This is a genomic window from Luteimonas sp. RC10 (assembly GCF_014192745.1).
Lineage (GTDB): Bacteria > Pseudomonadota > Gammaproteobacteria > Xanthomonadales > Xanthomonadaceae > Luteimonas.
The window spans coordinates 146,985-161,083 of sequence record NZ_JACHYJ010000005.1; the positions used below are offsets into that span (position 1 = coordinate 146,985).

Genomic DNA, 14,099 nt, shown 5'->3' on the forward strand with positions numbered 1-14,099 from the left:
CGCGCAAGCGGGCCTTCTTTCTGCTCTAAAAAGCCGGGGTCAGAGTGCAATTTCGCCTCGCGAAAATGCACTCTGACCCCGGTTTTGGAACCCGATTTCGGCCCTTACGGCGTGCGTGTGGGGGGCTTGGGCGCGGCCGCGTTCTTCAGGTCGTGCTTGCTGCCGCCGCGGCAGGTCGGCGAATCGGGCACATGTCCCTCGGCGGTCCATTCGTCCGGGGTGAAGGTGTGCAGCGCCAGTGCGTGGATGCGTTGCATCTGCTCGCCCAGCGTGCGGTAGACGAGCTGGTGGCGCTGGATCGCGCGCTTGCCCGTGAATGCCTCGCTGACGATCACCGCCTTGTAGTGCGTTTCGAGCCCGCGGCTGTGCATATGGCTCTCGTCGTGCACTTCCAGGTGGCTCGGCTGCAGGGCGGCGAGGGCATCGCGCAGGTGGTCGGCTCGCGTGGTCATGGCATCGGCAGGGCAGGAAGGCAAGCATCATGATGGTGGCGATGCCCGGCATTGCAATCCTTGGGCGTACGCGCGGGGCGTCATGCCTTGGCCGAGCGTGGCCGAAAGCGGCGGGCAATCGGCGTGCGTGGTGCCGGACGGCTGCACGCCAGCGTGGCCTCCTTCCGACGTAGGGAGGCTGGTCGGAGCCGGTCAGCCGCCCGGTGAGGAGGCCGCGCTGTCGGCCGCCGCCGCCCTGCGCAGCCCCAGGGCCAGCAGACGCGCGAGCAGGCGTTCCTGCAGCCCGCGGGGCGCGTCGAGTGCCATGCGTTGCAGCGCGGCGGTGTCGTCGGTGCGGCCCTCACGTAGCGCTGCGAGCACGGTGCGCAGCTTGCCCGCGCGGGTCACGGAGGCCGATTTGAGCCAAGCCAAGGCGGGCAACAGGCGCTGTTCGACGGCGTCGAAGTCGCTGCCCAGCGGATAGGCCGGCAGCGTGCCGTCGCGGCGCAACGGTGCCAGGGCGTCGCGCAGATGTGCGGCACTGTTGCGGCCCCAGGCCGAAGGCCGGACGAAGTGGGAATCGAGCTTGCCGGCCGCGCGGGCGCGTTCGAGCAGCGCGGGCTGGTGGTCGGCATCGGCCACGCGCACCATGGCCCGTACGCAGTCCTCGTCGGTCGCGCCACGCACGTCGGCGATGCCGTACTCGGTGATGTAGAGGTCGCGCAGGTGTCGCGGGATCGTCGTGTGCCCGTACTGCCAGCGGATGTTCGATTCGTGTCGGCCACCGGCCTCGCGCGTGGCGCGCAACAACAGCGCCGAGCGTGCGTCGGGCAGGGCGTGCGCCATCGCGACGAAGTTGTACTGCCCGCCCACACCCGAGACGACGCGGCCATCGTCGAGGGCATCGGACACTGCGGCGCCGAGCGCGGTCGCCATCATGCAGCTGTTGAAAAAGCGCGCGTCACGGCGTTGCAGGCGCTCGAGCCCTTCGTCCAGCCCGTAGAGCTCGTTGACCTCGCCCACGCGCTTCATGCCGATGCCGCGCCGGGTGTCCTCGTCGAGCCCGCGCAGCCAGGCGTAGAAGTCCGGTGAGCCAAGATAGAACGCGCCGTGCAGGAACTCGCCGTCGCGCTCGATCAGCTCCCGGTCCAGGGCGCTGGCGGTGCCGTCGTTGGCCCGCCGCATCAACGCGGCCTTGTCGACCACCTTGCGACGGATCACGCCGACCTCGACCAGGCGCTTGAACCCCTCGTTGATCATTTCGCTGCAGCCGTACAGGCCGGTCTCGAACGGGTCGAGTCCACCGCAGGCGACGACGGTCGGATGCGTGATCAGGTCGGGGTCGAGCGCATGCAGCACCCGGCGGTAGGCGGCGTTGTCGATGTGGCGCAACGCCAGCGCGTGGCACAGCGCATCGGCCAGCGCACCGATGCCGATCTGCAGCGTGCCGCCGTCGCGGACCAGGGCGCTGGCGTAGAAGCCGATCGCGTAGTCGGCATCGGAGACCGGTTGCCGCGGCAGGCCGAACAGGCGGGGATACGGGGGCGGTGGCATCACGACGAGGTCGAAGAAGTCGGCGTCGACCGCGGCCGTCCCGCCGAGCCACGGCAGTTCGGGGTCGACCTCGGCCACCAGCAGCGGCCGCGGGTGCCCGGCCTGGACCAGGGCGTCGATGGTGTCGAAGGTCAGATCGGTGTTCGACGACAGCGACAGCCGGCTGCCGTCCTCGTTGGCCGCGACCTTCTGCACCAGCACGTTGACGCCGCGGTCGACCAGGGCGCGGGCGACATGGGTGTAGTTGAGGCTGGCGTAACGGCGCTGGGCCTGGGTGGAACCCAGCATCGCGCCGGACTGCATGTAGAACTCCTCGACGCTGATGTGTGGCGGCAGCGCGTCGCGCCGCAGCGCCTGTACGTAGTCGAGCCGGACAAAATCCTCGCCGAAGTGGCGCTGCGCGAACGGGCCGAGGAAGCGACCCTGCAGGTCGGCGCCAGCTGACGGCGGATCGAGCGACAGCGCGGTGTAGAGCGTCATTGGACGCGACGGGTCGGCCACCGCCGCGGCGTACAGCGCATTGAGCAGGCGGTGCGGCTTGCCGATGCCCAGCGGGGCGCCGATGTGCAGTGGGCCATCGACATGGGCGCGGATGCGGGCGACGGCGGCGTCGAGATCGTGGAGATGGGACGTCATGCCGGCAAGCCTACCGGACGCATGGGTGGGCGCGCAGCGCGGGGTGCCTCACGATTACGCATCCGCAAACCAGGGCCGAGTGCCTGATTCCTTCCTCCAGCGTGATGGGCTGGGGGATGGCGCTCGAAATTGCACTCTGACCCCGGTTTTGGGGGCGGGGCCATCAGGCGGACGGCGTGCGCGGCGGCTGCGCGGCAGTCGCGGTGATGTCGTCGATCCGCCAGTGGACGGCGCGGGCGGTCTCGCGCACGGCCTGTGCCATCGCCGTATCGAGGGTGCCATCCTCGGTCTCCACGAACACCACGCCCGACAGCCGCAGGCCTTCCTCGTGGAAGCGCACGCGGCAGGCGCGCACGCCCTCGAGTGCGCGGACCGCCTGATCAACCTGCGCGGGCAGCGGGTCGTCGTCGCTGCGGTCGGCGCGCTGCGGGCGAGCGTCGTGCATGTCGCGTACGGCATTGCGCAGGTTGCGCACGCCATCGCGCAGCACTTCGATGGCGATGAAGATCGCGGCCGCGGCGTCCGCCCACCACAGGCCGAAGCCGATGCCGAGCACGCCGGCGATGCCCGCGAGCGCGGTCATCCAGTCGGCCTTGTTCATGTCGGCGTCGGTGTAGAGCGGCTTGGACGACAGCGCGAGCGCGACCTTGAGCTTCATGCGGCCCAGGATCACCGGCGGGATCGCCGAGACTGCGAGCGCGGCGATCATCAGCCAGCCCTGCCAGACCACCGTGTCGCCGATGAGCACGGTTCCGACAACCGGATGCGCCCGCGTGATCAGCACATGCAGGCCGTCGAGCACCAAAAGGGCGCCCATGCCGGTCAGCGCGACCGAGGACGCGAGGAAGGTGATATCGAACGCGCGTTCGCGGCCGTTGATATAGGTGCGGTCGACGCCGCGGGCGCGAAAGCGCAGCGCGATCAGGAACGCGGCCGGCGGCAACAGGCTCAGCAGGTCCTCGACCAGCGCGGTCTGCATCGCCTTCGAGCCGCCCATCGCGACGTACATCATCACCGACACCGCGCCAAGCAGCCCAAGCGACCACCAGCACAGGCGAGCGGCGCGCTGAAGCTCGCGTTGCTGCGCCGGTCCGAGCGGGTCCGGGGCGCGTTCGACGGGAGGCGGGTGGGGACGGTTGGCGCCGGCGCTCATCGCAGTGTCCGTTCGCGGGCATGGAGATAGCGGTCGACCGACAGCTGCCAGGCGTTCTCGGCGGGCGGCAAGGCGAGTCGGCGTCGGGCGAAGCCGCCCTCTGGGTCGCGCAGCACGAAGGCGCGCGACCAGCCGACATCCGTCCAGGGCGAGTCCTCGTCATGTCCGCCGGCGACCAGATGCAACCGGTTGTCGAGCAGGGCCGTCATCAGTTGGTCGTGCCCGCCCTCGACCCACTCGATCGGGTAGCCGTGTTCGTGCGCGAAGGCCTGGACAAGTTCGACTTCGGTCCCGCTCGGCGCCTGACCGGCCCGCACTTCGACGAATGGCGGGTCGTGACTGACGCCGACGCGCATGGTCTGGCGCGCACGCTCGGTGCTGCCCTGGGTATCGCGCGGATAGCCATCGCAGGCGGTCAGCGACAAGAGCAGCAGGGCAAGCCAGATGCGGATGAACATGGGCGGCGTTATCGGCCAGCCGATGTGCAGGCGCCGTCGTGGGCACGTCGCCCAGAACTGGGGGTCAGCGTGCAATTTCGAGCGAACAGCATCGGAAATTGCACGCTGACCCCGGTTTCGGGTGGCGGGATTGAGTGAGAATCGTTAGCATTCGCGTATTGGCGCGATGCGGCTGTGTCGCGCGGCCCTCTCCCCGCCATCATCAGAAGATCCCCCATGCGCCGTCGTTCTCTGCGTCTTGCCTCTGTCCGGCGGGCACCGCTCGCCTGTGCGACCCTGGTCGCGCTGTCCTCCCTGGGGTTCGCGTCGGGCGCGCTCGCCGACGATGCCGCCGACCGGGTCACCACGCTCGATGGCCTGCAGGTCAAGGGCGAGCGCGCCGAGGGCTATTCGGTGCGTCGGACCTCGGCCGGTACCCGCTTCGACCTGACCGCGCGCGAGATCCCGCAGTCGGTCAGCATCATCAGTCACGAGCGCATCGCCGACCAGAACCTCGATGACATCATCGACGTGCTGGCCAACACGACTGGCGTCAGCAGCACGCAGTCCGACAGCGAGCGCACCGAGTTCTATGCGCGCGGGTTCTACATCGACAGCTACCAGTTCGACGGGCTGCCGACGCAGATGGTGCAGAACTGGAGCTATGGCGACTCGGGGCTCGACCTGGCGCTGTACGACCGGGTCGAGATCGTGCGCGGGGCGACCGGCCTGCTCAGCGGCGCGGGCAATCCGTCGGCCTCGGTCAACCTGGTCCGCAAGCATGCCGACAGCGCGGAACTGACCGGCACCGTGTCGCTCAACATCGGCGAGTGGGGCCGCAACCGCACGACTGTCGACGTGACCACGCCGCTCAACGCCAGCGGCACCGTACGCGCCCGTGCGATCGGCAGCTATCTCGAGACCGATGCCCAGATGGAGCGCTACAGCCAGCGCAAGCAGTTGGGCTATGTGGTGATCGATGCCGACCTCACGCCCGACACGCAGCTCAGCGTGGGCTACGACTACCAGCACAAGCGCGCCAACGGGGCGACCTGGGGCGGCTTCCCGATGGTGTTCTCCGACGGCAGCTCGACCAACTACCCGGTCACGTTCAATCCTTCGCCCGACTGGACCTACTGGGACACCACCAGCAAGCGTGCATTCGCGACGCTGCAGCACGCTTTCGCCAATGGCTGGAAGTTCAAGATCGGCGCGACCCACGACAAGACTGACGCCGACGACAAGCTGTTCTACCCGGCCTACAACGACTGGGCGACGGGTGCGTCGAACTTCGACCCTGTCACCGGTACGGGCGTCTCGCCATCGGCGGGCTTCTACAACACCCACCGCAAGGTCGACGGCGTCGATGGCTACGTGGACGGGCCGTTCCAGGCGTTCGGACGCGAACACCAGTTCATGGCCGGCGTGAGCTACAACCAGCGTGAGTACGCCAACTACGGCGATTACCAGGTCGGCGGCAAGGACGCGTTCGGCAACAGCCTGCCGTGGGACCCGTTCGACAGCTATCTTGGCTGGACCGGCGATATCTCCCAGCCTGACTGGGTCGCGGTGCTGCCGTTGCAGAGCCAGGGCACGATCACGCAGAAGGCCGGTTACGCGGCGACGCGCCTGTCGCTGGCCGATCCGCTCAAGCTCATCGTCGGTGCGCGCTATACCGAATGGCAGAGCGAAGGCGAGGGCGCCGATCGCAAGCACGACGCAGTCACGCCGTACGCCGGCCTGGTGTTCGACATCGACGACACCTGGTCGACGTATGCCAGCTACACCGAGATCTTCCAGCCGCAGGTCGCGCGCGACATCAACAACCGCTATCTCGACCCGGTCGACGGCAAGAGCTACGAGGTCGGCGTCAAGGGTGCCTGGTTCGACAATCGCCTCAACGCCTCGCTCGCGGTATTCCGCATCGAGCAGGACAACGTGGCGCAGTCGACCAATGTGCCGATTCCCGGTGGATCGGCAGGAGAGACTGCATCGGTCGCTGCACGCGGCACGGTCAGCCGCGGCTTCGAGTTCGAGCTCAACGGCGAGCTGGCGCCGGGCTGGAATGCGACCTTCGGTGCCTCGCGTTACGTGGCCCAGGACGCCGACGGCGTGGACATCAACACCCGCCTGCCGCAGTCCACGATCAAGGCGTTCACCAGCTACACCCCGCGCAGTGCGCCGGAACTGACCCTCGGTGGCGGCGTGAACTGGCAGAACGGCATCTACTATCCGGTGCCGGCCTATGGCCGCTTCGAGCAGTCCAGCTATGCACTGGTCAACGCCTTCGTGCGCTATCGCCTGGCGCCGCAGTTCAGCGTGCAGCTCAACGCCAACAACCTGTTGAACAAGCAGTACTCCACGCAGATCAGCGGTTACGGCGCCTATGGCGACAAGCGCAACGGCCAGCTGACCTTCACCTACAGCTTCTGAAGGCCCCGCACGCACGTAGGGCGGGCGCTCGCACGAACACCCGCGGCGCTCGCGGCGCGCGACAGCGGCGTCAGTTGTCGAGCATGTCCGGCCGGAACAGCGCGCGCCGTGCGCGCGTCGGGCCGGCGATCATGAAGCGGCCCTCGCCGCGATAGTGCACAGTCCGCGGCCACACCGGCCGCGGCGCGACGTGGGCACGGACCACGCGCCACACGAACAGTGGGTAGTCGGCGGTGATCCGCGTTTCGTGCAGCCGGCACTCGAAGTTGGCATGGCACTCGGCGATCAACGGCGCACCGACGTCGGTCGCCGCGTGCGCGGTCAGCCCGAAGCGTTCGAACTTGTCGCCCTCGCGGCCGCTGCAGTTGCCGATGCCCACGACGGTGTCGAGCAATGCGTCGGTGGGCAGATTGATGACGCATTCGCGGCTGCGCTTGGCCAGTGCGTGGCTGCGATTGGCCTGCCACAGGTAGGTGCCGACCAGGTCGTAGCCCAGCATCATGTGCCAGCCCAGCGTCATGATCCCGCGCTCGCCGCGGTGGGCGGTCGACAGCAGCACGACCGGTCCCGGCTCCAGGTAGCGCCGGGTGTGTTCGACCGGGACCGAGTGCTTGCGTGGACGACGCATCGGCGATGCCTTGTGACGAGGCGCTCAGTGTGCGCGGCGTGCCGTCGGGGAGGCGTGACCGCGGCGCCATGTCGCCAGCACCAGTGCCAGAGTGACGAGCAGGCAGAGCAGTCCGAACAGGTCGCCGACCCGCGCGTAAGGCGTCATGCCGGGCGAGGCACGTGGCAATTCGGCCAGCAGCCGGGCGCCGGGCAGCGGTGCGCTTCGCGCCTCTGCGACGAGCCGGCCCCAGCCGTCGCTGACGCTCATCAGGCCTTCCCGTGCGGGGCGCACGACGGCGTAGCCATTCTCCACCCCGCGCACCAGGGTCATGCGCGCGCCCATCCAGGCGTCGACGTAGTCGAAGTCCCAGGCCGGCACCAGCATCAGTCCGACAGCGTCGCGACCGTAGCGGCGGCCGACGCTGGCGAAGTGCATGTCCTTGCAGATCGCAAGGCCGGTCCGCAGGCCGTCGATCTCCTGCACCGAGATCTCGCTGCCATGGCGGTAGCCCTGGCGGCGTTCGGGCGGGGCCAGCCGCAGCTTCTCGTAGTCCTGGCGCAGCCGCCCCTCGGGGTCGAACAGCCAAGCCTGGTTGCGTGGCGCGCGGCCGTCGTCGATCCCGACGCCCACTTCGAGCCATACGCCGTGCTGGCGGGCGAGCGCGGCGAAGTCGCGCTGCCAGGCGGTTGCGGCCGCCGGGGTCAGGATCGCGGCCTTCTCCGGCAGCACGATCAGCTCGGCGCCGTCGTCGGCCAACTGCGTCACCAGGCGGGCGTAGCCCTCGCGGACTTCGGTCGCGATGGCCTCGGGCATGCGCGGCAGTACGAGATCGTCGATCGACGCCAGGCCGATGCGCAGGTGGCCGTCGGCCTCCGGCGCGGCCTGCAGTCGGGCGCTGCCGTAGCCGAACGCAGCCAACGGCAGGATCGCGGCCACTGCGAGGGCGAGCAGGCGCTGTCGAAGTGGCCAGGACGTTGCGAGCAGCAGCGCCAGCCCGGATGCGGGCAAACAGAGGACGAACAACAGGGCCGGCGTGCCGCCCAGTGCGGCCGTCTGCAGCATCGGCAGCCACTCGCTCTGGCTGTAGGCGGCGCCGCCCCACTGGCCGTCGGGGAGCAGCCGGCCCATGGCCAGGTCGATGGCGGCCCAGGCCAGCGGGTAGGCCAGTACGGTCCACCAGCGGGCGAAGCGCAGCACGATCCGTCGCGCCAGCATGATCGCCAGCCACCAGCCTGCCGCGAACCCGCACACGGCCAGCGCCGCGAATGGCGTCGGCATCAGCATGCGCAGATAGCTGGCATAGGTCGTGGCCGCGACCAGGGTGGCGGTCAGCACCGCCGCGTGCGCCAACCCGCGTCGCCGCAGCGACAGCGCGAGCCACAGCGTGGGCACGGGGGCGAACCAGATCAGCCAGACGTTGGGCTCGGGCCCGATGGCCGAGCGCAGCAGCAGACCGGCTGCCACGGCGAGCACGAGGACGACGATGGGGCGATGAAGCAGCGACGGAGTGCGCGACTGGACCATGGATGCCGACACGAGATGCGGGAGCGGGAGAATGGCGATCCCGAGCGACGGCACGCAGTGCCGAAGGTCATCGATGTGAGAGCGGTCGGCCCTCGCTGGGCGTCGCCGATGCGACCGGGGCGTCGAGCACATGCACCGTATCCGCCAGCCGCCTGACTTCATCGGGATGATGACTGACGTAGAGCATCGGCAGCCGGACTTCGTCACGGACGCGCTGCAGCCACGGAATCAACTCCTCCCGGCGTGCCTGGTCGAGTGCCGACAGCGGCTCGTCGAACAGCAGCACTGCCGGCTGCGAGAGCAGCGCGCGTCCGATCGCGACGCGCTGCGCTTCACCGCCCGACAGATGTGCAGGCCGGCGCGTGAGCAGGTGGCCGATGCCGAGCAACTCGACCACGTCGTCCAGCGCGACGGTCTGCGGGCCCGTGTGGCGTCCGTAGCCCAGGTTGCGCTGGACGTCCAGATGCGGGAACAACCGGGCGTCCTGGAATACGTAGCCCACGCGTCGCCGATGCACCGGCAGGTCGATCCGGCGCGCGCTGTCGAACAGCACGCGGCCGTCGATCTCGATGCGCCCGGCGTGGGGGCGCACCAGGCCGGCGATGGCATTGAGCACGCTGGTCTTGCCCGCGCCGGAAGGCCCGGTCAGTGCGACCACACGCTGGTCGGCGTCGATGCGCACTGCGCGCGCGAAGTGGCCCAGGCGCAGCTGGATGTCGATCGCCAGGCTCATGCGTCGCGGTCTCCGCGCTGGCGGCGGACCAGCCATTCGGAGGCCAGCAGCGCCGCGAGCGAGATCGCGACCGCGACCAGGGCCAGGCGCCAGATGCCGGCTTCGCCACCGGGCACCTGCAGCAGACCGTAGATCGCCGAGGACATGGTCTGTGTCTCGCCGGGGATGTTGGAGACGAAGGTGATCGTTGCGCCGAACTCGCCCAGCGCCTTGGCGAAGGCGAGCACCGCACCGGCCACCACGCCCGGCCAGGCCAGTGGCAGCGTGATCGTCAGGAACACGCGCCACGGCCCGGCGCCGAGGGTTGCCGCGGCCTGCTCGAGCCGGCGGTCGACGTTCTCGATCGACAACCGGATCGTGCGCACCATCAGCGGAAAGCCCATCAGCGCGCTGGCCAGTGCGGCACCGGTCCAGCGGAATGCGAGGCTGATGCCAAATGTGCGTTCGAGCCACAGGCCAACCGGGCCGTTGCCGCCGAGCATCACCAGCAGCGCGTACCCCACCACGACCGGTGGCAGCACCAGCGGCAGGTGCACCAGGGCGTCGAGCAGCGCCTTGCCCGGGAAGCGCCGGCGCGCCAGCAGCCAGGCGATCGCGATGCCGAGCGGCAGGCTGCCGAGTGCAGCCGCGGTCGCGACCTTGAGGCTGAGCCCGATCGCGACCAGTTCGTCGGGCGAGAAGGCGTACCAGGCCGTGGGCGCCATCGTGCGGCTCAGCGGATCGTGAAGCCGTGGCGGCGGAAGATCTCCGACGCGGCGTCGCTGCCCAGCCAGTGCACGAACGCGTCGGCCTGGCGCGGTTGCGCACTGCCCGCCACGCGCGCGACCGGATAGACGATCTGCGGATGGCTGTCGGCCGGGAACGTCGCCAGCACCTTGACCCGCGGCTCGGCGCGCGCGTCGCTCGCGTAGACCACGCCAAGCGGCGCCTCGCCGCGGGCGACCAGGGCGAGCGCCGCGCGCACGCTGTCGGACTCGGCGACACGCGGGCGCAGTGCGTCCCAGGTGCCGAAGGACGCGAACGCGGCCTTGGCGTACTTGCCGGCCGGCACGCTGGCGGTGAGCGCCAGCGACAGGCGCCCGCGCGCGCCCAGCAGCGGCCGCAGGTCGCTGCGCGCGTCCAGCGCGAACGGCTGCGCGGCGCTACCGGCCGGCGCAATCAACACCAGCGCGTTACCCAGCAGGTCGCGCCGCGAGCCGGCATCGATCAGCCCGCGCTCGGCCAGCCAGTCCATCCAGTCCTGGTCGGCGGAGACGAACACGTCGGCCGGCGCGCGCTGCGCGATCTGGCGCGCCAATGCCGAACTGGCCGCGTACGACACCCGCACCGGCTGGCCGGTCTGGCGCGTGTACTGGGCGGCGGCGGCATCGAGCGATTCCTTGAGGCTGGCGGCCGCGAATACCGTCAGCGGTGTCTGCGCGGAGGCGGGCACCGCCGCGAACAGGAGCAGGGCCGGCAGCAGCCAGGCGCGGAGATGGCGGGAAAAGGAGGGAGGCATCGCAAGGCGTCCGGTTCGGGATCAGGGGGCGGCGACCACGACGATCCGCTCGACCTGGCGCACGCTGCGCGCCGCGCGCGTGTCGCCGGCGATCACCAGCCGCAGCGGACCGCGGGTCGCCTCCAGTGGCCGGTCATCACAGCGGTCGGCCAGCAGGACGGTGCGGCCACCGAGCGTGGGGTCGAGCTCGGCCAGCGAGAACAGCGCGCGGTAGCCGTCGCGCGCGCTCACCAGCACGTAGCGCGTCAGGTCTCCGCCACGCAGCGGAGCGACCGGCATCGCGCCGCTGGCCTGCAGCAGCGCAGCCAGCGATACGCCTTCGCAACGGCGCGTGGTGCCATGGTCGTCGAACACGACGTCATGGCGTTCCAGCGTCGCACGCGCCGCCTCGTCGAGCGGCACCACCTGGGGCGAGGCGATGGCCGCGGGCGGCGACGCCCGTCCAGGCGCTGTATCTGGACGCGCGTCCTGCGCGCCCACCCACAGCGGCAAGGTCAGCAACAGGGCCGGCAGCAGGGAGCGGGGCAGGGGCATCGTCCGGTTCAATCGTTATGTCTGACCGAGAATAACGGGGGCGGGATGGCCGGTAAAGCGTGGCCCGGCGCCCGGCTACAGCGTGTCGATCGGCAGCTTGAGATAGCGCACGCCGTTGGCTTCGGGCTCGGGCAGGGCGCCCGCGCGCAGATTGGTCTGCACCGCCGGCAGCAACAGCGCCGGCATCGCCAACGTCGCGTCGCGCGCGGTGCGCATCGCCACGAACGTCGCCTCGTCGATGCCGTCGCGGACGTGGATGTTCTCGCGCCGCTGGCAGCCGATCGTCGTCTCGCAGGCCACCGGGCGACCGCCCGGTCCGTAGTCGTGACAGACGAACACGCGGGTGGCATCTGGGAGGGCGAACAGCCGCTGGATCGAGCGGTACAGCGTCGCCGCATCGCCGCCCGGGAAGTCGCAGCGCGCGGTGCCGCCGTCGGGCATGAACAGCGAGTCGCCGGTGAACAGCGCATCGCCGATCAGATACGCATTGCTGTCGCTGGTGTGCCCGGGCACGGGGATGACCTGCGCTGCCACCTCGCCGATGGCGAACACGGTATCGGGCGCGAACAACCGGTCGAACTGCGACCCGTCCACCGGGAAGTGCTCGCCGAGATTGAAGATCGGGCGAAAGGTCTTCTGCACCGTACGGATGCCCTCGCCGATCGCCAGGCACGCGCCGGGCAGTTGCCGGCGCAGCCAGTCGCCTGCCGAGAGATGGTCGGCATGGGCATGGGTTTCCAGGATCCACTGCACGTCGAGGTCGTGGCGGCGCACATGGTCGAGCAGGTGGCCGGCCGACACCGTGCCCGTCCTCGCCGAGGCGGCATCGAAGTCGAGCACCGGATCGATGATCGCGGCCGCGCGCGACGCCCGATCGCGGACGACGTAGCTCCACGTGCTGCTGGCGGCGTGGAAGAACGGGGCGACCTCGGGTGGCATCAACGGCTCCTGCGGGCGGGCCAGACCACTGTAGGACCCCGCCGTGACGGGAAGGTGCGTGTGGCGATTCAGGGCGCCGCGGGCGCCAGGGCGGCGTTGAGCAGCGTGCCCAGCCGGGCGCCGGCGTCGCGCAGTTGCTGCTCGACGGTCGGCAGGTGGGCGCTCACGTAATCCTGGCCGAGCCGGCCACGCGCGGGATACACACCGGGTGCGACCGCGATGCGGCAGGCCGCCTCGGCCCAGTCCTGGGCGGGCGGTGGCAGCACGCGTGCCGCGGGTGCAGGCGCCGGCAGCGTCGCCAGGTGCGTCAGCCAGTCGGCATCGCGACGCCCGGCGCTGTTGAGCATGCCGCTGTCCCAGAACGCGTGCAGGTTGGTGCCACGTCCACGGTGGTTGATTTGGTGGGTGTTGCCGCCCTTGTCGTGGGCGTAGCCGGCGTGCATCGGCTGGTGCGCATCGCCGACGAAGTGCACGACGAATTTCAGCGCAGTGACGCGCTCTGCGTGCGGGCGCGCGGTATCGGCCAGGATCGCGGACTGGGCGACGATCGCCTCGACCACGCAATCGCCGTTCGGGCAGTCGCGTGTGGCCTGATAACGGCAGCCCGACTCGCCGATGTTGACGTAGTGCCATTTCGCCGAGCGGCGGCCCAGGTCCGGGTCGTGCTCACGCAGGGTATCGGCCCAGGAGGCAATGCCCCCCAGGGTCGGGTCGGGTTCATCTGCAAGCAGCGCATCGACTTGTGCCCGCGCCTGCGGGGTGAGGTCGCGCTCGGCGAGCTGGGCGACCAGCCGGTGGCCGAGTTGGCCCCAGGCAAGTGCGGATGGGGAGGCTGCCGCGAGGGCGAGCAGACAGGAAGACAGAACGAAACGGCGCATCCGATCCATTGTATCGGATGCGCCGCCTGTCGACCTCGATGGATCAGAACTTCAGCACGTACGCCGCGCCGTAGACCAGCGGGTCGATGTTCGCGGTGCCGAGCTTGGCGCCGTCCACGCGGACGTCGCTGTCGATGTCCATCCAGCGTGCGTCGACGCGGATGGCACCGTTGCCGACCTTGAAGTCGACGCCGACGTGTGCGGCCAGACCCCAGGAGTTGCTCAGCGCCAGGCGCGAACCGGCCAGTGCGCCGCGGGTTTCTTCATCGAAGAAGGTGGTGTAGTTGACGCCGACGCCGACCAGCGGCGAGACGGTGCCGGCACCGTTGAAGTGGTACTGCAGGCTCACCGTCGGCGGCAGGTGCTTGGTGCTGCCGACCTGGCCGAGGCCTTCGATGTTGATGTCGTGGCGGAACGGGGTGGCGGCCAGCACTTCGACGCCGAGGTTGTCGCGCACGAAGTACTCGACGGCGATCGTCGGACGGGTGCTGCTGCCGATCGACAGCGGCAGGGTGCCGTTGGCGAGCGCGCCGTTATCGGACTTGGGATTGACGTTGTGGGCACCGATCGCGACGGTCCACTCGCCAGCCGACTGGGCGGCGGCGGGGAGGGCGGGAACAGCACAGGCGAGGGCAAGCAGGGCAATGGACAGCGGACGCATCGTGGCGGTCTCTTCGTGGGAACTGGCGCCAGTGTCCGCCGCTTAACAGGCGTGCGCCTTGATCCCGATCAACGCCAT

General features: G+C 69.8%; 14 protein-coding genes. 1 reads left to right on the forward strand and 13 read right to left on the reverse strand.

From position 1 onward, the window contains the following. Window positions 1-104: 104 nt before the first annotated feature. The 4 genes from FHW73_RS10485 to FHW73_RS10500 all read right to left on the reverse strand — a co-directional run bounded on the left by FHW73_RS10485 (window position 105) and on the right by FHW73_RS10500 (window position 4,232). Window positions 105-452: a BolA family protein gene (locus tag FHW73_RS10485; RefSeq protein ID WP_183426659.1), complete on the reverse strand. Its 348-nt coding sequence runs from the start codon at window positions 450-452 to the stop codon at window positions 105-107. 192 nt (window positions 453-644) lie between these two features. Then, complete coding sequence (locus tag FHW73_RS10490) at window positions 645-2,621, reverse strand: acetyl-CoA hydrolase/transferase C-terminal domain-containing protein (protein WP_183426660.1); 1,977 nt, start codon at window positions 2,619-2,621, stop codon at window positions 645-647. Window positions 2,622-2,784: 163 nt separating this feature from the next. Continuing rightward, window positions 2,785-3,774, reverse strand: coding sequence for a cation transporter (locus FHW73_RS10495; protein ID WP_183426661.1), 990 nt, complete (start codon window positions 3,772-3,774; stop codon window positions 2,785-2,787). Then, window positions 3,771-4,232: a transporter substrate-binding domain-containing protein gene (locus tag FHW73_RS10500; RefSeq protein WP_183426662.1), complete on the reverse strand. Its 462-nt coding sequence runs from the start codon at window positions 4,230-4,232 to the stop codon at window positions 3,771-3,773. The genes FHW73_RS10495 and FHW73_RS10500 overlap by 4 nt, the downstream gene beginning before the upstream one ends. A gap of 216 nt (window positions 4,233-4,448) precedes the next feature. Here FHW73_RS10500 and fhuE point away from each other — a divergent pair, with 216 nt between their 5' ends. After that, window positions 4,449-6,644 carry a ferric-rhodotorulic acid/ferric-coprogen receptor FhuE gene (gene fhuE, locus FHW73_RS10505; RefSeq protein WP_183426663.1) on the forward strand — a complete coding sequence of 732 codons (2,196 nt, stop codon included), beginning with the start codon at window positions 4,449-4,451 and terminating at the stop codon, window positions 6,642-6,644. Between the two features lie 70 nt (window positions 6,645-6,714). Here fhuE and FHW73_RS10510 read toward each other — a convergent pair whose 3' ends face one another. From FHW73_RS10510 to FHW73_RS10550, 9 genes are all read right to left on the reverse strand, one after another. After that, window positions 6,715-7,272 (reverse strand): flavin reductase family protein, encoded by a 558-nt coding sequence (locus FHW73_RS10510; RefSeq protein WP_183426664.1) that lies wholly within the window; start codon window positions 7,270-7,272, stop codon window positions 6,715-6,717. A gap of 24 nt (window positions 7,273-7,296) precedes the next feature. Continuing rightward, window positions 7,297-8,718 carry a carbon-nitrogen hydrolase family protein gene (locus tag FHW73_RS10515; protein ID WP_221187517.1) on the reverse strand — a complete coding sequence of 474 codons (1,422 nt, stop codon included), beginning with the start codon at window positions 8,716-8,718 and terminating at the stop codon, window positions 7,297-7,299. 127 nt (window positions 8,719-8,845) lie between these two features. After that, entirely contained in the window at window positions 8,846-9,511 is a 666-nt protein-coding gene (gene modC / locus FHW73_RS10520; RefSeq protein ID WP_183426666.1) for a molybdenum ABC transporter ATP-binding protein, read from the reverse strand. Then, window positions 9,508-10,215, reverse strand: a complete 708-nt coding sequence (gene modB / locus FHW73_RS10525) for a molybdate ABC transporter permease subunit (RefSeq protein ID WP_183426667.1) — start codon at window positions 10,213-10,215, stop codon at window positions 9,508-9,510. Before modB ends, modC begins: the two co-directional genes overlap by 4 nt. An 8-nt stretch (window positions 10,216-10,223) precedes the next feature. After that, window positions 10,224-11,009: a molybdate ABC transporter substrate-binding protein gene (gene modA, locus FHW73_RS10530; protein ID WP_183426668.1), complete on the reverse strand. Its 786-nt coding sequence runs from the start codon at window positions 11,007-11,009 to the stop codon at window positions 10,224-10,226. A gap of 21 nt (window positions 11,010-11,030) precedes the next feature. Further along, entirely contained in the window at window positions 11,031-11,543 is a 513-nt protein-coding gene (locus FHW73_RS10535) for a molybdopterin-dependent oxidoreductase (protein WP_183426669.1), read from the reverse strand. A gap of 75 nt (window positions 11,544-11,618) precedes the next feature. Beyond that, window positions 11,619-12,482 (reverse strand): MBL fold metallo-hydrolase, encoded by an 864-nt coding sequence (locus FHW73_RS10540; protein WP_183426670.1) that lies wholly within the window; start codon window positions 12,480-12,482, stop codon window positions 11,619-11,621. 68 nt (window positions 12,483-12,550) lie between these two features. Beyond that, window positions 12,551-13,360 carry a S1/P1 nuclease gene (locus tag FHW73_RS10545; RefSeq protein ID WP_183426671.1) on the reverse strand — a complete coding sequence of 270 codons (810 nt, stop codon included), beginning with the start codon at window positions 13,358-13,360 and terminating at the stop codon, window positions 12,551-12,553. 43 nt (window positions 13,361-13,403) lie between these two features. Next, entirely contained in the window at window positions 13,404-14,021 is a 618-nt protein-coding gene (locus FHW73_RS10550) for an OmpW family outer membrane protein (protein WP_183426672.1), read from the reverse strand. Window positions 14,022-14,099: the final 78 nt, after the last annotated feature.

Bases quoted from the DNA above. Each gene is read 5' to 3' on its own strand.
- FHW73_RS10485 (WP_183426659.1), bottom strand. From the start codon at position 452: ATGACCACGCGAGCCGACCACCTGCGCGATGCCCTCGCCGCCCTGCAG.
- FHW73_RS10540 (WP_183426670.1), bottom strand. From the start codon at position 12,482: ATGCCACCCGAGGTCGCCCCGTTCTTCCACGCCGCCAGCAGCACGTGG.
- FHW73_RS10495 (WP_183426661.1), bottom strand. From the start codon at position 3,774: ATGAGCGCCGGCGCCAACCGTCCCCACCCGCCTCCCGTCGAACGCGCC.
- FHW73_RS10535 (WP_183426669.1), bottom strand. From the start codon at position 11,543: ATGCCCCTGCCCCGCTCCCTGCTGCCGGCCCTGTTGCTGACCTTGCCG.
- FHW73_RS10500 (WP_183426662.1), bottom strand. From the start codon at position 4,232: ATGTTCATCCGCATCTGGCTTGCCCTGCTGCTCTTGTCGCTGACCGCC.
- modA (WP_183426668.1), bottom strand. From the start codon at position 11,009: ATGCCTCCCTCCTTTTCCCGCCATCTCCGCGCCTGGCTGCTGCCGGCC.
- FHW73_RS10490 (WP_183426660.1), bottom strand. From the start codon at position 2,621: ATGACGTCCCATCTCCACGATCTCGACGCCGCCGTCGCCCGCATCCGC.
- FHW73_RS10550 (WP_183426672.1), bottom strand. From the start codon at position 14,021: ATGCGTCCGCTGTCCATTGCCCTGCTTGCCCTCGCCTGTGCTGTTCCC.
- fhuE (WP_183426663.1), top strand. From the start codon at position 4,449: ATGCGCCGTCGTTCTCTGCGTCTTGCCTCTGTCCGGCGGGCACCGCTC.
- FHW73_RS10545 (WP_183426671.1), bottom strand. From the start codon at position 13,360: ATGCGCCGTTTCGTTCTGTCTTCCTGTCTGCTCGCCCTCGCGGCAGCC.
- modC (WP_183426666.1), bottom strand. From the start codon at position 9,511: ATGAGCCTGGCGATCGACATCCAGCTGCGCCTGGGCCACTTCGCGCGC.
- FHW73_RS10510 (WP_183426664.1), bottom strand. From the start codon at position 7,272: ATGCGTCGTCCACGCAAGCACTCGGTCCCGGTCGAACACACCCGGCGC.
- modB (WP_183426667.1), bottom strand. From the start codon at position 10,215: ATGGCGCCCACGGCCTGGTACGCCTTCTCGCCCGACGAACTGGTCGCG.